This is a genomic window from Runella sp. SP2 (assembly GCF_003711225.1).
In the GTDB taxonomy this organism is placed as follows: Bacteria; Bacteroidota; Bacteroidia; order Cytophagales; family Spirosomataceae; genus Runella.
Genome location: NZ_CP031030.1, coordinates 2915821 through 2931928, shown reverse-complemented (window position 1 = coordinate 2931928; position 16108 = coordinate 2915821). Strand labels below are relative to the sequence as shown.

Below are 16108 nucleotides of genomic sequence, written 5' to 3'. Positions count from 1 at the left end.
GTTACAGGTTAAACATAGGTTAAAGCGAGGTAGTTATTTGACAGGCAAGTAAAAGACGAATTCGGCTCCTTGCTCTTCTTGGCCTTCGGCTTCGATATACCCTTGGTGGGTTTCCACAATTTTTCGACAAATGGCCAATCCTAAGCCCGTTCCTTCGTACTCAGAGCGTCCATGAAGTCGTTGGAAAATCCCAAAAATGCGTTGATTGTATTCGGGAGCAAAGCCAATGCCGTTGTCTTTGACCGAAAATTTATAGTAATGAAGCTCAGAATTAAGCTGCGGATTGTACTTTATGTCATTTTTACTGACCGCAACTGCCGAGATTTCAATGCTGGGTTTGCTGTCTTTTTTGCTGAATTTCAGGGCGTTGTCGATGAGATTTTGAAATAGCTGACGCATCTGAACGGGTTGGGCGTCCACCGCTGGTAAGTTGCCAACTGTGATGGTAGCTTGTTTTTCTTGGACTTTCAGTTCGAGGTCTTCAAGTACTTGTTTGATAACCTCTTGTAGTGAAACCGTTTGCAGCGATTCCATTTGGCGCGATGCCCGTGAATAGGTCAGAAGCCCTTCAATGAGGTGGTTCATTCGTTGGGCGGCATTGGTCATGCGGCCCAGCAAAAAACGCCCGTCGTCACCGAGGCTTTCTTGGTATTTCTTTTCGAGACGTTCGCCAAACGCAATGATTTTGCGCAGCGGCTCTTGTAAGTCGTGGGAAGCTACGTACGCAAACTGCTCCAACTCACGGTTACTTTTATTGACGGCTTCGAGCTGGCGTTCGAGCTCGCGTTTATAAATTTCAAGTTGAGTGACGTCAATGCAAACCCCAACGATTTTTTGGACTTTGCCGTGTTCGTCAAAATGGCTTTTTGCCCGAATAGAAATGTGCTTTAAATCGCCATTTTTATCAACCAGGCGGTGGTTGAGTTCGTTGATGTGATTTCGCCCAGCTAATAATTCAGCCGCAAAATCATCAATGGCCTTGATGTCGCTAGGGTGTCCAAACTGATTGTAAAATCCTTCGGGAACAGTATGATTGGGACAAGTGCTTGAGTCAATGCCTAGCAAATGAAACATCCCCTCCGACCAGCGAAAACTTTGTTGGCCTAACTGCCACTCCCAGCTTCCAAACTTAAAAATGGATTCTGCCTCTTCCATTTGCGCTTGCTGACGTTCGAGCTCGACAATTTTCGTGGCAAGTTCGTCTTCGTAGCGCTTGGTCAGGGTAATGTCCGAAACGGTTCCAATCAGCGAAAAGCTTTGCTCGTCAAAAAAAGCATGGGTGCGAAGCAAAACCTGTTTTTGTTGGCCATTGGTGTCAATCATCCCGTGCTCAATTTCATAGTACGGGTCTTTGGAGGCGAGGTGGGCTTGGGCAATGGCCTGCACGCGCTCACGCTCCTGCGCGGGAATCAGCTCCGAGTAAGTTTGATACGGAACAAAGCTGTCGGGATAGTCTTTAACAGACAGTCCCGTAATATCAAAAACACCGTTAGACCAATACACTTTGTCGTTGGCGGGGTAATTGCTTACTGCCCATGAGCCAAACTTGAGCGCGCGTTCGGTATCTTCGATGTGTTGTTGTTTTTTATAAATTGTTTGCTCCCTGAGTTGCGATTGAGTGACGTCTTCAGCAGTGAGAATCAGGTAGTGGTTGTTTCCTTCTTCGTCTTTTTTAAGGACAGTACCACGGTTACGAAGCGTAAGAATGTCACCATTTTTGTGGCGAAATCCCATCATAAATTCTACATTTTCACCAATCTGAAGGTTCTGGAATTTTTCTGAGATTTGGGTAGAAAAATTCGCACGATCTTCAATGACCATGATAGGGCCAAACGTGTCGCCCATGTCGTGAATATCGTCGAGCGAGTATCCCAATAATTCGGTAACTCGGTCGCTGACAAATGCTAACTTCTTGATTTTTAGGTCAATTACATAAATGAGGTCAGGCAAAATACGACAAAGTAATTCTACTTGACTTCCTATTAAGTCGAGCTGAAATGTTTTAAGCGGATTATCGTAGGGTACGGTCATGGTTGCTGAAAATGCCTTAAACAGCTGGGACACCTAGCTGTTTAAGTTGAGGCTTTTCATTTTGTTATAAAGCGTTTTTCGGTCGATGCCCAAAGCGGCGGCAGCTTTACTTTTATTGAAATTAACCTGTTTCAATACATTCAAAATCATTTCGTATTCGGCTTCCAGCGCGGCGGCTTTTAGGTCGGTTTTGTTAAATGGAGCCTTTGCCGCTACGGGCGTCGAAACGATGGGCTGGGGTGGTGCATAAACGGGCACTTCTACGGGTGGAGATGGCAATGAGGCTACCGCAGGGGTACTGGGTTCTAAAAACAGCAATCGGCTGTAATTCAGCAACTCAAACGGGAGCGTTCGGGCTTCTATTAAGCTTCCTTCCGACAGTAATGTAGAGCGTTTGATGACGTTTCGCATCTCGCGAAGGTTACCAGGCCAAGGGTATTCTTCAAACGCCTGAATGACTTCGGCCGAAAAACCACGGACATTTTTCCCCAATTCGTCGTTGGTTTTATCAAGAAAAAATTGCGCAAACGCCATGAGATCTTGCTTGCGGTCACGAAGCGGTGGGACGTCGATGCTAAACTCGTTGAAACGGTAATACAAATCTTCGCGGAATTTTCCTCGGCGGGCGGCTTCGATGAGGCGCTCATTGGAGGCGACAATGATGCGTACGTCAACTTCGAGTTCACGATTTCCGCCAATTCGGCGTACTTTCCGTTCTTGCACCACGCGGAGTAAAGATACCTGAACATCGTAGGGTAAATTCCCAATTTCATCCAAAAAGAGCGTACCGCCATTGGCCATTTCAAAATGACCGATTTTTTGGGTAAGTGCGCCCGTAAATGACCCTTTCTCGTGCCCAAACAACTCACTCGCCGCCAAGTCACGAGAGATGGCCCCACAGTCCATGGCAACAAACGGCCCGTTGGCGCGCTTGCTCCGACGGTGGATTTCGAGGGCTACGGCTTCTTTTCCTGAACCGCTTTCGCCGTAAATGAGTACGCTATAATTGGTCGGGGCAACCAAGTCCACTTGTTTGTACAACTGCTGAGATTCGGGGCCATTTCCTAAAATATAGGCAGGAGCGGGGCCGCTGCTTTTTTTACGGGACGAAGATGGGCTGTTGCTTTCTTCTTCGACCGACGTCGCCGCAGGCACAACGTGGTGGGTGGGCTGGCTGAGGGCCTTTTTAATGGTTAATAGAATTTCGTCGGGAAAAAGGGGCTTCGTGATGTAATCATAAGCACCTTGTTTCATGACGTTGATGGCCACTTTTATGTCGGAATAACCCGTGATAATGAGCACAGGAACGTAAGGAAACCGCTCTTTGATTTGGGCTAAAATCGTAACGCCGTCCATATCTCCTAGCTTGAAATCCGTCAAAACAAGGTCTGGACGAAAGTCGTCGAGGGTGGCCAAGCCAGTGACACCATTGTGTGCAATAGCTACATCAAACCCATTTTTACTTAAAAAACGGCGTAAAAGTAAGCAGATGTCGGTGTCGTCGTCGATGACTAAGATTTTTTGTCCCATGAGATGCAAATACTAATTAAAATCAAGTAAGTACGTTATAAAATTCGCCGCATGGTTGCGGACGGAATAGCGAGTAAATCGCGGTATTTGGCAATCGTTCTACGGGCCAGTGAATACCCTTGTTGCGCCAAAAGCTCCGTCAATTGGGTGTCGTTGAGCGGCTGAGATTTGTCTTCTTGCTCCACCAACGCGACCAAAGCGGACTGAATCTGGCGGTTTGAGACTTCTTCGCCGTTGTCGGTTTTAACTCCCTCGGTAAATAAGTCTTTTAAATGAATAATTCCAAACGGTGTTTGGGCAAATTTTCCGCTTGTTGTACGCGAAACGGTTGACACATCCATTTTGATGCGTTCGGCAATATCGCGCAATACCATCGGTTTCAAGTGCCGTACATCTCCCGTCAAAAAATACGCACGCTGCAAATTTACAATGGTGCGCATGGTTTTGAGCATGGTGGCTTCGCGTTGTAAAATGGCTTCAATTAACCACTGGGCGGCCGAAATTTTTGAGTTGACGTAACTTGCCGCCGACCGCGATGTGCCCACAGATTTGGCATAATCGGTATTGATCTTCAGCGGTGGAATCCCGCGCGTGTTAAGTCCGACTTCGATGGCCTCGTTTTCGACCGTTATGATGTAATCAGGCACAATGGTTTCTTTCATCACCATGGCCGAACTGCTTCCACCATCGACAATTGGGTAGGGGCGGAGGGTGCTAATGAGCGTAATTGCCTCTTTTAATTCGTGCTGTTGCAGGCCGCTCATGCGCATAATTTTATCATAATTACGGGCCGCAACTTCCTCAAAAAGGTCATCAACCAGCCACGAAGCTATGCCCGCAGCGGGACTTTTTTCGCGGGCCAACTGCATCAACAGGCAATCTTTTAAATCGCGTGCTCCCAAACCAATGGGCTCCATTTTTCGGAGACAATCAACCAAGAAATGCACGTCTTCTTCTTCCACAAATACCCCCGTAGTAAACGAAACGTCATCCGCTAAGGCACTTACCGAAGCAGGCAAATAGCCCTGGTCGGTGAGGGAGTCTATCAGAAAATCAGCAAGTTGTAGCTGTTTTTCTGAAAAAGGTAACAAGTGAAATTGTTCTTTCAATTCACTCCGCCAATCGGTGGTTTCGACCACTACAGGCGTATATATTTTGTCGTCGTCGGAGGCATGGTCGATGCGCGTCCGATAATCAGGTAAATCATCGTTGCTAAACTCGTCCCAGTCCATGTAGTCTTGGGTACGGTCTTCTGCTTGTGTGCCCGACGAAAACTCCGCGTCGTGTGCTTCTCCGTCTTGCTCGTCGTTTTGACGTTCTTCCAAGAGCGGATTTTCTTCCAACTCGTTTTTGATGTACTGCTCAAGCTCCAGCGAATTCAATTGCAAAAAATTGAGCAACTGAATTTGGGAGGGCGAGATTTTAAGCGTTTGCTTTTGCGATTGTAACAGATTAAAGGCAGGTGCGGCCATGGTGTGGTATGGGAATTGTTCTGTGGTTGTGGTATTAAAAAAATATGCCCAAGTTTTACTTTTGGGTATTTTTTTGAAAAATGGGGTAGCAAATTTTAGTTAATTCTAAAAAAATGCTGAATTTTGATAGACTTGGTAACAGTTTCGCATGAGAACAAGAGCGCAGAAAATTAAAGTGTGGTTTTTGATTCGTTTTTTGCCCAAATTGGGGAAATATTTCCACAGTATTTCGGGTAAAAAAATTCCCAATTTGAATCCTTTGTATTCCGTCCCCAGTGCCCTTTTTACCATTATCTTGGCGACGTTTGTCAGCTTACTTTTATTGGTTTTTTTGAGTTGGGTTACCTTCAATCACTTTGAAGAGATGGGAAAACGGACGAATGATGTGGCGCATTCGTACCAAATCCGATTTTTGAACAAAGAACTAATCAAGACATTAGTTGACATAGAAACTGGTCAACGCGGTTTTCTACTGTCGCATCAGGAGCATTTTTTAGGGCCTTACCAAAAAGGACTCGAAAATATAAAGCAATATCAGTCGGACTTGCGGGCGCTTGTGAGCGACAACGATACCCAATTGAAGCGGCTAGATTCGCTGGAAATATTCATCAAGCAACGGTTGATTTTTATTAAAGGTAACATTGCCCGTGCGCAAGAAAATATCCCAATCGACCTAAAGACCTTGAATCTTGGAAAAGGGTATATGGATAAAATTCGGGCTACCTCTGAGCGTTTTGATCAGCAGGAGAAAGGTTACTTAGAGCTCCGCATTGAATTACAAAAAAGTGCTGACCAAAATATGTCGCTGTATCTGTTGGGGCTGTGTGGGTTAGCCTTGGCTTTTTTGGCCGTCTTTTTCCGTCTTTTGTACGTAGAACTGAGCCGTCGGATTGGGTTTCAAACAGAGTTGGAAAATAAACTGTCAGAACTCGAACGGACCAATGCCGAATTGGAACAATTTGCTTACGTAGCTTCGCACGATTTACAAGAGCCGTTGCGTAAAATTCGAGCATTTAGCGAACGTTTGCAGGTGCGACATGCGCCACAGCTCAACGAAGATGCTCAAAACAGCTTAGTGAAAATAAGTCAGTCGGCGATGCGGATGCAAAACCTCATCAATGACCTGTTGGCATTTTCCAAAGCCAACAATCGAAGGGAAGAAAATTTTGAAAAAGTGGACTTGAATGTGGTGCTGAAAAATGTACGAGAAGAATTGTCGGAGCGTATTATCCAGAGGAACGCACGTATCATAAATCAGCAACTTCCTGAGGTGTTGGGGGTTCGAAGTCAGTTTGAACAGTTGTTTACTAATCTGATTTCCAATTCAATCAAGTATTGTCATGAAGGGGTTATGCCGATGATAACGATTGACTACCAACAGGTGGCAGGGAGTGAAATACCGAATGCAGGCGATTTGCAAAGTGAAAATATATACCACCGAATTACGTTTATAGACAACGGGATAGGTTTTGAACCTCAATATGCTGAAAAAATTTTCGTAATTTTCCAGCGATTACACAGCCGAAATGAATTTGAAGGAACGGGAATTGGCCTTTCGTTGTGCCGTAGAATTGTCACTAATCACAACGGATATATACTGGCCGAACCTCGTCAGGGACAATCGGGGGCCATTTTTCATGTTTACCTTCCCAAATAACCTAAACGAATGAACAAAGCAATAACGATTCTTATTTGTGACGACGACGAGGACGATGTGTATTTATTGAAGTCGGTCATGGAAGAATGTGGTATAAAAAACCCGATTGTTTACGCAAAAAATGGGCTAGAAGCGATTGCAAACCTCAATTCTCCTGCGTTGCAAAACAAAATCGGTTTGGTACTCCTCGACTTAAATATGCCAAAAATGGATGGGAGGGAAGTGCTAAAAGCCGTAAAATCGGATGGATTGTTACGGCGTATTCCTATTGTGATTCTGACGACATCGAGCGCCAGTGAAGACATCGATAATTGCTATTCGATGGGGGCTAACTGTTTTATTACAAAACCTGCCTCTTACGAAAACTTCAACGATACCGTCAAAACATTGCTCAAATTTTGGACGCAATTGAGTCGTTTGCCCGTGGGGGCTAATTAGCGCTTGTCAGTCGCTTTTTTAAACCACCGTAGTCCTTTTTCTAGGAACGACGTGCTGTTGCGTTGAATGACGTTGGCGGCAGCATTTTGAACCAAAAAAGGAACAACTAGCCGAGGCAACCAGCCTGCTTTTTTGAGCAAACGACGACGAAGGAGTAGGTCAACGCCGATGCCAACGCCCACGTAAAGAAGTCCTTTGCGGGGTCTAGCAAATACATCTTTTACCACACCTAGTGCTTGACGAGCAGGATTAAGCTCCTGTTGAATGGCTTGTACGCGGGTGTGCATGTGAAGTTGTGACAAGGCCAATTTATTCTTCAAATTGGCGCGTTCGGCCCGAATATCTTCGATGGATTGGATGTTATTTTTCATAATAAAATTGTTTGATAAAGGCATTGACAACGGGAACCCGAATAAATTGGTCTTTGGCCCAAAACAGAATGAGCCCTACGATTCCGTAAAAAAGACCAACTAGAAAAAAGCCTTTGGCGGGGCTTTGGAGCCATTCGCCTAGCAACCAAGCTACTCCTAAGCTGAGAAATAGCAGCACAATGGTGCCGATGGTACCTAAAATCAACAACGACACGACGTGCGAAGCAGCGCGCGCAGATTTTTCAGAGAGGTCAAGGACGCCTAAGTTCCAACGGGCTTCGAGGTAGGTAGTGGCAGCATCGAGCCAGTCGGTGGCGTTATCTTTGATTTCATGGGCTGATTTGATGACTTCCATAGCGGTAAGGGAAATGACCAAGCGAGCTACCTCGCTTGGTCGGGATGAATGAAGGGGTTATGATTTGAGCGAGTTGGCAAATTGCCCTGCTTCCGTTTCTACTCGGTCTTTGATTTCAGCTACTTTGCCTACTACTTTCGATTTTGCATTTTGCGCGGCGTCTTCTACCTCTTCGGCAACTTGGGCGTATTGTGTACGTCCGTTTTGGAGCGCGTCGAGCAAATCTGAAGCGAAATTGTTCGCAGTTTCGCGAAGCTTTTCACGGATATCACTTCCTTTTTCTGGCGCAAACATCATTCCGATTACGGCACCTGCTGCGGCTGCCGCAGCTACGCCCAATACTACTTTTGAATTGTTAGTCATGGCAATTATTTGTTTAAATGATTTGTGATGATTTATTCATTTACTGATGAATTCGAGCAATAAGATAAAAAGGCTGTTCCAAAGCCAAGAAGCGTGATTTGAGTGGAAAATTGAGGCATTTTTACCCCGATTGGGGAGATTCTACCAAGACCAGCCCGTATTTCTACGTGTTACTGGCACGGTTTTTTAATGTTAATACATATATTGCTTACAATTACCGTAAGCATACCCACTACTGAAAGATTAGCCTTTTATTTAATGATTGATTGAAATGGATAATGCGAGTTTAGATAAGGTCTATGAGAGGGCATTAATAATCGACGACGAACTAGATACGTGTCTATTATTAGGAATGTTTCTCAAAAAATACGGTATCGTGTCGATGCGGGCCCACAGCCTTGCGGATGGCTTAGCCAAATTGACAATAGAAGCCCCTCAGTTGATTTTTTTGGATAATAATCTTCCCGACGGAACGGGCATTGATTATATCGCACAAGTGAGACAACAAATGCCCCAAGCTAAACTCGTGATGATGACAGCCATGAGCGCCTTGCGCGAACAAGCCCTGGCACTTGGAGCAGATGGTTTTGTTGAAAAACCGCTGGATGTAAAAAAGATAGCAAGTGTTTTGTAATGATTTCAAAAAAAAGCCTGCGAGCATTGCTCACAGGCGCGTTTGTTTTAAGACGTTTAGCTGCTAAGCCGATACATCTTCTTTGATTTCTTTGGTTTTCTTCGAGATTTTTTCGCCTACCTCGTGGGCTTTTTCTTTGGTTTTGTCCCAAGCGTCTTCGGCCGCGTCTTTGGCATCTTCCCAAATATCTTCAGCTTTTTCTTTGGCGTCCTCCCAAGCGTCTTCTGCTTTGTCCTTAAATTGTTCCCATTTGCTGTCAGCTTTTTCAGCAGCTACTTCAGCTTTGGCTTGGGCTTTGGCTACTGCCACTTCCACTTTGGCTTCCGCTTTTGTGGCGGCTTTTTCCATTTTTTCGATGCCTTCTTGGGCGGTTTCTTTGATTTTTTGTTCTGTGGTTTTCATGTTACTTGCGCTTTATGGTTTTCAGATTTATTTTCCAATGGTGGTGTCACTTTCGGTGACGATGGCGGAGTCAGTAGTCTGTACTTTGCCAAAACGCTGTTCGTTGGGGCGGGTTACAAAACCTGCGAAATACGCGGCTACCATTAGCCCGATACCTATTAATAAGACGGTAAGCGTAATTTTGGAGGCAGAAATTCTTCTTGACTCCGCCGAGTCTCTTGCACTTTTTCTTTCTATGTTATTCATGGTTGCTGTCTTTAATTTGTGGTCATAACTGTTTGGTAATGAATTGTATAAAAAATAAATACCATCCTTTTTTGTGAGAAAAAATGAGGTGTATTTTCCCCAATTTGGCCTTTTATGAACGCTTTTAATGTGCCATTTCCCCAATTTGTTTCCTAAAAACGGGTGGAACTGTTTTGTTGGCTTATTGGCTACTCATTCACTAAACAACGCAAGACCATGATACAGAACGAAGTAATAACACGGACGCTCAATGAGCTTTTAAGAATTAACAACGACCGCCTTTCTGGTTATCAAATTGCCGCCTCTGATACCAAAGATGAAGGCTTGAAAGTTATTTTTTCGAGTATGTACAATGAAAGCGTCAATTTTGCGGAAACCCTAGCCGCTTACATACGCGAAGCGGGCGAAATTCCCGCGAATGAAGGCACCTTGGTAGGGATTCTCCACCAAGCTTGGCTCAATTTTAAAGCGGCAGTAGTGGGCAATGACCGAAACGGTATTTTAAGCTCATGCGAGTTTGGAGATGAAGCGGCGATTGAGGCGTATCAAGCTGCACTGGAAGTAGAAGATATTCAAGCAAACGCTGAAATTAAGGGGGTATTGTTGGGGCAAAAAGGGAGTATCGAACAATCACTCAAAGTCATTCAATCGCTTCACCATAGCCAAGCCGCAAATACTTACGAACAAGACACCATGAGGCTGATGGAAGAGTAGAAGAGAATTAGGAATTACGAATCGGGGAATTAGAAATGCTAAATTCAACTATCGTAATTCCTAATTTTTAACTCCTAATTTATTTTTTCCCCATTTCAATGTCGATGATTTGTTTTCCTTTGTCTTTCAAGTAACTTTTTACTAAAAGGTCGTAGGCTTTGTAGCCGTCATCGGCATTGGTAAAAATAATGAGTCCTTCGCGCGTTTTGGGAAAAAGAAACACCAAGGTTTTAACGCCTTCGTCGGCGCCACCGTGCGAAAGCGCGTAGTCTCCACTTGCCAATTCATAAATTTCCCAACCCAGTCCAAAGTATTTGTTTTCTCTGGTTTTAACTTGGTGTTTCACCATTTCTTCGGCTACGGCTTTGCTAAGACCCTCGTTGTTGAGTACCGAAACCAAAAACTTTCCATAGTCTTCGATGCTGGTCACTAAGTCGTCGGCTGCATTGGCATAAGTGGTTTTGTTTATTTTGTAAGGAATACCTTGCGTATTGTAACCCACGGCAAAACGACTTTCGTCAAACGAGCCATCCCAGTAAAAATGGGTGTCTTTCATTCCGATAGGTTCCAGTACCCATTCTTTGGCAAGTTGGTCTAGCGGCTTTTTAAACTTCTTTTCCAACGCTTTGCGGAGGTATTCCAATCCCTCGCCCGAATATCCATATTTGGTGCCTGGGTCGGAGTCAAAGGCTAATTTTTTGGTAGGGTGATTCCGACGCCAGTTTGGAAAGCCTGTTTGGTGCGACAAAACGTGCCGCGTGGTCAATTGGGTGTGGCGAGGGTCATTTTTAAGGTCGGGATCAATCCAATAATTTGCCAAAGGTTCGTCCAAATTCCATTTCCCCGCACTCACCAAGCGAAGCGTCAAAATGGCTACGACAGGTTTGGTCAACGATGCCACGTTAAAAAGGGCGTTGTAGGGAGCTGTTTCTCCTTTTTTTATTTCCCCATAGACGTTTACTTCTTTCAATTTTCCATCGCGAATAATCCCCACTCCCAGCGCTGGAATGTGGTTTTGGGCGAGCCATTGTTTGATTCCTTCTTCGTTTTCAAAGGTATTTGCTTCTTTATCAGGCGTATCGGTGGTTTGGTGGTCGAAACTAAGGCCACGTGCAAACCGCCATTTCCCCGCTTCTAATAGCCACAAATGCGTAAATCGGGCAATGCTTGCAAAACGTTCGGATTGTCCTTCATTGGTTTCATAAAACCGATGCCGCCCCGACTGAATTGCCCCATAAATGACGCCATCTTTGGCCAGAGGATAAACTTCCATACTGCCTTTTACCAATTCACGGCGCGACTGATAACGCTCTGGATGGGCGCAAAGGCCATTTTTAAGGCTATTGATGAAAGCACGTTTTCCCATCGTAATGCCGCCTTTGTCGTGGTAAAACTCAAAGTTTTCGCTTACCAAGTCTTCCAACGGGCCTAAATCGCAGGTGTTGAAAGTAATGTTGAACATCATACTATCTTGGCTTTGGATGGCTTTGGAAAGATTCTCTGTTTGGGCGTTGGCAGTGAAGTGGCAGATGATACTCCACACAAGAATTAAAGTGATACGTTTCATGGCTGTTTGGGAGAAATGAATTTACTATCTTATTTATTTAACTTTCGTTCGATTAAAAAGCTGATAATTAGGCTTATACCGCCGAAAAGAAAAATCATGGCTAAAAATGCACCTTGTCGAGGTACGTCGAAATGGGTTTGAGCAAAATTGCCGAACAAAATGCCGACGCCGATGCCAATGAGCAACAAACCGTACCTGAGGGTGGCAGATAAAGTACTTTTTTGGTTGAAAAACTCAGCAGTCGAAAGTCCACGTTCCATAAGCGACATTCGTTCACGGTGGCGGGTCATCAGAATTACATAAAGGATTCCGAATACAGAACCAAATGCCGTAATTGACACAATACAATCTCTAAGGGTCTCGTTCATAGCAGTTAATTTTTAGGTGACTGCTCATAGGACAGGAGAAGTGCAAGACTGGTTACAAAATTCTAGGATTACTTATGTGAAAATTCTAAAGTGACCTATGTGTTTTATGAGGTAACCACATAGGTCACACAGTATTTTTCACATAGAAAACAGAGTTCAAAGCTGTATTCTATGATTACTATGTGAAAATTCTAACGTGCCCTATGTGTTTTAAAATGAATGCCCTAAATTCCGCATTATAATTCACGAATCTGTAACCAATGCTCTCAAACGCCTGTCATATGTAGGAATGGAACAGCAAGACTACAAATACATTGACCAAGTTCTGAAGGGAGACCATCGCGCGTATGCGTATTTGGTGGATAAGTATAAGTACATGGTTTATACGATTGCGGTAAAAATGGTGGAAAACGAAGCCGAAGCCGAGGACATCGCCCAAGAGGTTTTTATCAAGGCATATCGTCAACTTTATCGGTTTGAACGACGGTCTAAGTTTTCGACTTGGCTATACACCATTGCGTACCGAGCGGCGGCGTCGAAGCTGAAAGAAAATTCGCTGGATACGGCTCCGTTGACGGACGAATTATCGGATACGTATTGGTCGGAGGAAATCTCCACGGAAGCGCCACCGATGGAAGCCTCCGAACAGCAGCGGTTTGTGAGAGAGGCCATTAATCAATTGCCTAAGTTAGAAGCGGTGGTCGTAACGCTTTATTATTTAGATGAACGTTCGGTCAAAGAAATCCAAGAAATTACGGGGTTGACGGCCGAGAATATTAAAATTAGGCTGTTTCGCGCCCGAAAAAAGCTGGAACATTCCTTGCGTTTTTTGTTGGAGTAAGTGCATTTTGGTTTAGGGGTTTAGTCTTTTTACCCGCAGATGGGCGCTGATTTAAAGCCGCAGATTGACGCGGATTAGTAACTTTCAGCAGTAATGAAACTGATAATGTATTAAGATGGAAGAGGAAAAAGAAAATAAACTACGAGAACTTCTAAAAAAAGCCGATTTGGACGCCCCAAGCCCGCTTTTTACAGACAAACTTTTGCTGAAAATTGAAGCAGAAGCAGCTTTATCGGAAGCGAAAGAACCTGCGTTGCGGGCGTTGTTGCAGCAGTATGGCCTCGAAAAAACAGCCCCCGATTTTACGAAAGATGTGTTAAAACAAATCGCACCTCCCAAAACCGTATTTGCCCCTATTATACCCAACTACGTGTGGTACATGGTGGCGACTTTTTTGGGTGCATTGCTGGTTTTTGGATTATATTTTCCACAAAAAAACTCCTCAGGAACCGTGCCCCGAGGAGTGAAGTTGATTTCTTTCGATATTTCAAAACTTGCTTCTGCCATACCCGACCAATTGTTGTTAGGCGCATTGGCTATTTGTGTTTTGTTGGTGTTTGATTACCTGATTCGGTACGGAAAAAACAACGTTCAACAAGCCTAGGCTTTTACCCGACTCTTCTCGCTGTCGGAGCCACCCGTTTGACGAAGGTTGAGCGTTTTGCCTTTGTTGAATCGGTACGAAAAGGTAAGCGTAGCCACGCGGGTATCCAAATAACTAAACCAATTGGCTTCGGCATTGGCTATGTTTCGGATGTCTCCCTTGATTTGATTGGTATAAAATACGTCGCTGACGTTCAGTTTCAGCGTGCCTTTGTTCTTCATAATGCGCTTAGAAACCCCTGCTCGAACGTTTCCAATGGGATAAATGAGCAATTGACCTAACAAAAAGGTGGTTTGGTATGAGCCTGCCAACTCTGCCGCCCAGCCGTCTTTGAGCTGAAATTGGTTGGTTGGCACCACAGCCCAATAAAACCGTGAATCATCGAGTTTTTGACCGTAGAGTGTCGCCTTGAATCCGTTACTGATGTATTCAGTATAAAGGTTGAGCGACCACCATTTGGCCAACTGAAAGCTCCCATTAACAGAAATACCGTACGAAATTCGTTGCCCAAAATTCCCTGGACGACTGTAGTAGATGGTGCCGCGTTGTTCGTTGGTTTCGGAAATGACGTTTTTGGCGATGCTGTATTGAAGCGTCGTTGTAATGCGTTGTTTGAAGGTGTGAGACAATTCAAAATTATACGAGAAAGTAGGCTGTAAAAATGGATTTCCGCCGTAGTACGTAAAACGGTCGAGGGGGTAGGAGAAGGGGTTCATGTCCTGATAATTAGGACGTTCGATACGTCGGCCAAACGAAAAACCTAACAAGTGCACCGCCGCTGAGTCCAACCGATACTGCATGTACAAGGTAGGAAACAAATTGTTGTAATTGCGCGTAAACGAGGAGTCTTTGGTTTGTTTATTTCCCAATTGATGCCCGCGAATGTTGGTGTTTTCAAACCGAAGTCCTGCTTGAATGGTTAGACGATTAAGCTCTTTGGCGTAGTTGAGGTAGCCTGCGTTGATGTTTTCGTTGTAGTTGAAGCTATTGGTAAATTCATAATTGGGGAAAAGTTTACCGTCAACTTGGTCAGAAAAATCAGCGACGTTGCCAGTGCTGATAAAACTTGTTTTGACGCCCGTTTCAAATTTTCCGCCGCTGGCCAACGGATGTACATAGTCAATTTTGGCCGTACCGATGTCGATGTTTGTAGGCAAAGAAGAAACCAAAACCGACTGACTAACGAATTTATTTTGGGCATCAAAAAGCGAATTAGTAAGCGACTGAGCCGTGGTCGCTTGGTAGTGGATATAGTCAACGTTGGTAGAAAGTTCTTTGCCCGTGCTGTCAAGTTTGTAGGCGTAGTTGAGGTTGATGCTGCCGTTTTTTAGGGTTTTATCCGTCGGACTGATGGCCTCTACCAAGCTAGTAACTTCGTTGGAGGCGTTGAAAACCTTGGCTTTGTTGGTCACATCCACGTGCGAAGGATTGATAAAACCCGTCAGAACGACCCCAAATGTCGCCTTTTTAGAGGCATAATAGTCAAAACCTACTTTGGCATTATTGCCGCCAATGTTCCGTTGAATGTAAGAGTTTTGGGTAAATGCCGAGGAGAAAATGGTGGTATTGGGCTGGAAATACCGCCGCCAAATGGTTAAATCTTGGTAGCTATTGTTTTGATTTACACTTAGATTACTAAAAAAGTTAAATTTATTGATGCGGTAATTGAAGTTAAAGCTGTTGTTGGAACGACGATACGTGCCTTGTCCGTAGCTCAAGCTGAGTCCGCCATTAAATCCTTTGACGGTATTCTTTTTGAGACGAATGTTAATGACTCCCGCATTGCCAGCGGCATCGTATTTGGCGGGAGGGTTGGGCATGATTTCGATGGTTTCGACCGAACCTGCGGCCAATGACTTGAGGTAGTTAGACAAATCCTCCGCCGACAAATAAGTGGGTTTATCGTCAATAAAAACCACGACACCCGTTTTGCCTTTGAGACGAATGCCTCCATTGGGGTCGATAGCCAAGCCTGGCGATTTTTCGAGGACATCCAGTGCATTGGTACCTGCATTGCTTATCAACGCATCGACATTGATGACCGTACGGTCAATTTTGGTTTCTACGAAGGGTTTTTTGCCCGTTACTTTTACTTCTGCGAGCATTTTTTCGCCCTCTCTGAGCTGAATTGAGGGCAAGGCAAGGTCAGATTGCCCCACTTCAAAGGCTTTACTCAGGTATTTTTGATAAGTCAGATGAGAAATGCTGATTAGATAAGAGCCTTCTTTAACGTTTAAAAATTCAAAGTTTCCGTTGGACTCTGTAATGGCTGCCTTAACAAAAGTGGAGTCCTTGGATTTTAACAACGAAATGACAGCACCATCAAGGGGCTGTTGGCTGGTATTGGCGACGTTCCCGCTGATTTTAGCTGTCTGAGCGAGTAATATATGGGTTGATAAAAACAGTAAAAGGATAGCTCTTGTCATTGGAATTTGGATTGTTGAAATAATGATGTGCCACTAAAGTTGTGCCAAGGTTAAAGTGGTTTGATATACAGGTAGTTGGGTGAATATAT

The 16108-nt window shown here is 44.5% G+C and carries 17 protein-coding genes; 6 read left to right on the top strand and 11 right to left on the bottom strand.

Going from position 1 to position 16108, the window contains the following annotated elements; genetic code table 11:
• Positions 1-33: 33 nt before the first annotated feature.
• Genes DTQ70_RS12320 through rpoN form a run of 3 tightly spaced genes read right to left on the bottom strand, consistent with a single transcriptional unit; the run spans position 34 to position 5033 of the window.
• On the bottom strand, positions 34-2031 hold the full coding sequence (locus DTQ70_RS12320; RefSeq protein WP_122931073.1) for a PAS domain-containing sensor histidine kinase: 1998 nt from the start codon (positions 2029-2031) through the stop codon (positions 34-36).
• A 33-nt stretch (positions 2032-2064) separates the two neighbouring features.
• Positions 2065-3561, bottom strand: a complete 1497-nt coding sequence (locus DTQ70_RS12315; RefSeq protein WP_122931072.1) for a sigma-54 dependent transcriptional regulator — start codon at positions 3559-3561, stop codon at positions 2065-2067.
• A gap of 35 nt (positions 3562-3596) precedes the next feature.
• Positions 3597-5033: an RNA polymerase factor sigma-54 gene (gene rpoN / locus DTQ70_RS12310; protein WP_122931071.1), complete on the bottom strand. Its 1437-nt coding sequence runs from the start codon at positions 5031-5033 to the stop codon at positions 3597-3599.
• Positions 5034-5181: 148 nt separating this feature from the next.
• Here rpoN and DTQ70_RS12305 point away from each other — a divergent pair, with 148 nt between their 5' ends.
• Positions 5182-6690 carry a CHASE3 domain-containing protein gene (locus DTQ70_RS12305; RefSeq protein WP_229600123.1) on the top strand — a complete coding sequence of 503 codons (1509 nt, stop codon included), beginning with the start codon at positions 5182-5184 and terminating at the stop codon, positions 6688-6690.
• A 9-nt stretch (positions 6691-6699) separates the two neighbouring features.
• Positions 6700-7128: a response regulator gene (locus DTQ70_RS12300; RefSeq protein WP_122931070.1), complete on the top strand. Its 429-nt coding sequence runs from the start codon at positions 6700-6702 to the stop codon at positions 7126-7128.
• On the opposite strand, the gene DTQ70_RS12295 is transcribed toward DTQ70_RS12300, so the two are convergent.
• The 3 genes from DTQ70_RS12295 to DTQ70_RS12285 are packed head-to-tail and all read right to left on the bottom strand — an operon-like array spanning position 7125 to position 8217.
• Positions 7125-7499 carry a hypothetical protein gene (locus DTQ70_RS12295; RefSeq protein WP_122931069.1) on the bottom strand — a complete coding sequence of 125 codons (375 nt, stop codon included), beginning with the start codon at positions 7497-7499 and terminating at the stop codon, positions 7125-7127. The genes DTQ70_RS12300 and DTQ70_RS12295 overlap by 4 nt on opposite strands.
• Entirely contained in the window at positions 7489-7854 is a 366-nt protein-coding gene (locus DTQ70_RS12290; RefSeq protein WP_122931068.1) for a phage holin family protein, read from the bottom strand. Before DTQ70_RS12290 ends, DTQ70_RS12295 begins: the two co-directional genes overlap by 11 nt.
• 57 nt (positions 7855-7911) lie before the next feature.
• Positions 7912-8217 (bottom strand): YtxH domain-containing protein, encoded by a 306-nt coding sequence (locus DTQ70_RS12285; protein WP_122931067.1) that lies wholly within the window; start codon positions 8215-8217, stop codon positions 7912-7914.
• Between the two features lie 271 nt (positions 8218-8488).
• On the opposite strand from DTQ70_RS12285, the gene DTQ70_RS12280 reads away from it, so the two are divergent.
• A complete protein-coding gene (locus DTQ70_RS12280; RefSeq protein WP_122931066.1) occupies positions 8489-8851 on the top strand; it encodes a response regulator in 363 nt (120 codons plus the stop codon).
• A 63-nt stretch (positions 8852-8914) separates the two neighbouring features.
• Here the strand turns inward: DTQ70_RS12280 and DTQ70_RS12275 are convergent, their stop codons facing one another.
• The gene (locus DTQ70_RS12275; RefSeq protein WP_051398242.1) at positions 8915-9253 is read right to left on the bottom strand and encodes a hypothetical protein; all 339 of its coding nucleotides are present in this window, start codon (positions 9251-9253) and stop codon (positions 8915-8917) included.
• Between the two features lie 27 nt (positions 9254-9280).
• Positions 9281-9499: a hypothetical protein gene (locus tag DTQ70_RS30685; RefSeq protein WP_164489991.1), complete on the bottom strand. Its 219-nt coding sequence runs from the start codon at positions 9497-9499 to the stop codon at positions 9281-9283.
• 216 nt (positions 9500-9715) lie between these two features.
• Here DTQ70_RS30685 and DTQ70_RS12265 point away from each other — a divergent pair, with 216 nt between their 5' ends.
• Entirely contained in the window at positions 9716-10213 is a 498-nt protein-coding gene (locus DTQ70_RS12265; protein ID WP_164489990.1) for a PA2169 family four-helix-bundle protein, read from the top strand.
• A 79-nt stretch (positions 10214-10292) separates the two neighbouring features.
• Here DTQ70_RS12265 and DTQ70_RS12260 read toward each other — a convergent pair whose 3' ends face one another.
• Positions 10293-11780, bottom strand: a complete 1488-nt coding sequence (locus tag DTQ70_RS12260; RefSeq protein ID WP_122931063.1) for a serine hydrolase — start codon at positions 11778-11780, stop codon at positions 10293-10295.
• Positions 11781-11809: 29 nt separating this feature from the next.
• Complete coding sequence (locus DTQ70_RS12255; RefSeq protein WP_164489989.1) at positions 11810-12148, bottom strand: DUF6249 domain-containing protein; 339 nt, start codon at positions 12146-12148, stop codon at positions 11810-11812.
• 289 nt (positions 12149-12437) lie between these two features.
• Between DTQ70_RS12255 and DTQ70_RS12250 the strand changes: the two genes are divergently transcribed.
• Together DTQ70_RS12250 and DTQ70_RS12245 are read left to right on the top strand one after the other, a co-directional pair.
• Positions 12438-12989 (top strand): sigma-70 family RNA polymerase sigma factor, encoded by a 552-nt coding sequence (locus tag DTQ70_RS12250; RefSeq protein ID WP_122931061.1) that lies wholly within the window; start codon positions 12438-12440, stop codon positions 12987-12989.
• 115 nt (positions 12990-13104) lie between these two features.
• The gene (locus DTQ70_RS12245) at positions 13105-13593 is read left to right on the top strand and encodes a hypothetical protein (protein ID WP_122931060.1); all 489 of its coding nucleotides are present in this window, start codon (positions 13105-13107) and stop codon (positions 13591-13593) included.
• Here the strand turns inward: DTQ70_RS12245 and DTQ70_RS12240 are convergent.
• Complete coding sequence (locus DTQ70_RS12240) at positions 13590-16019, bottom strand: TonB-dependent receptor domain-containing protein (RefSeq protein ID WP_122931059.1); 2430 nt, start codon at positions 16017-16019, stop codon at positions 13590-13592. The two genes, DTQ70_RS12245 and DTQ70_RS12240, sit on opposite strands and share 4 nt — an antisense overlap.
• Positions 16020-16108: the final 89 nt, after the last annotated feature.

Coding starts and splice junctions, on each gene's coding strand:
- DTQ70_RS12320 (WP_122931073.1), bottom strand. CDS start 2,031: ATGACCGTACCCTACGATAATCCGCTTAAAACATTTCAGCTCGACTTA.
- DTQ70_RS12315 (WP_122931072.1), bottom strand. CDS start 3,561: ATGGGACAAAAAATCTTAGTCATCGACGACGACACCGACATCTGCTTA.
- rpoN (WP_122931071.1), bottom strand. CDS start 5,033: ATGGCCGCACCTGCCTTTAATCTGTTACAATCGCAAAAGCAAACGCTT.
- DTQ70_RS12305 (WP_229600123.1), top strand. CDS start 5,182: ATGAGAACAAGAGCGCAGAAAATTAAAGTGTGGTTTTTGATTCGTTTT.
- DTQ70_RS12300 (WP_122931070.1), top strand. CDS start 6,700: ATGAACAAAGCAATAACGATTCTTATTTGTGACGACGACGAGGACGAT.
- DTQ70_RS12295 (WP_122931069.1), bottom strand. CDS start 7,499: ATGAAAAATAACATCCAATCCATCGAAGATATTCGGGCCGAACGCGCC.
- DTQ70_RS12290 (WP_122931068.1), bottom strand. CDS start 7,854: ATGGAAGTCATCAAATCAGCCCATGAAATCAAAGATAACGCCACCGAC.
- DTQ70_RS12285 (WP_122931067.1), bottom strand. CDS start 8,217: ATGACTAACAATTCAAAAGTAGTATTGGGCGTAGCTGCGGCAGCCGCA.
- DTQ70_RS12280 (WP_122931066.1), top strand. CDS start 8,489: ATGGATAATGCGAGTTTAGATAAGGTCTATGAGAGGGCATTAATAATC.
- DTQ70_RS12275 (WP_051398242.1), bottom strand. CDS start 9,253: ATGAAAACCACAGAACAAAAAATCAAAGAAACCGCCCAAGAAGGCATC.
- DTQ70_RS30685 (WP_164489991.1), bottom strand. CDS start 9,499: ATGAATAACATAGAAAGAAAAAGTGCAAGAGACTCGGCGGAGTCAAGA.
- DTQ70_RS12265 (WP_164489990.1), top strand. CDS start 9,716: ATGATACAGAACGAAGTAATAACACGGACGCTCAATGAGCTTTTAAGA.
- DTQ70_RS12260 (WP_122931063.1), bottom strand. CDS start 11,780: ATGAAACGTATCACTTTAATTCTTGTGTGGAGTATCATCTGCCACTTC.
- DTQ70_RS12255 (WP_164489989.1), bottom strand. CDS start 12,148: ATGAACGAGACCCTTAGAGATTGTATTGTGTCAATTACGGCATTTGGT.
- DTQ70_RS12250 (WP_122931061.1), top strand. CDS start 12,438: ATGGAACAGCAAGACTACAAATACATTGACCAAGTTCTGAAGGGAGAC.
- DTQ70_RS12245 (WP_122931060.1), top strand. CDS start 13,105: ATGGAAGAGGAAAAAGAAAATAAACTACGAGAACTTCTAAAAAAAGCC.
- DTQ70_RS12240 (WP_122931059.1), bottom strand. CDS start 16,019: ATGACAAGAGCTATCCTTTTACTGTTTTTATCAACCCATATATTACTC.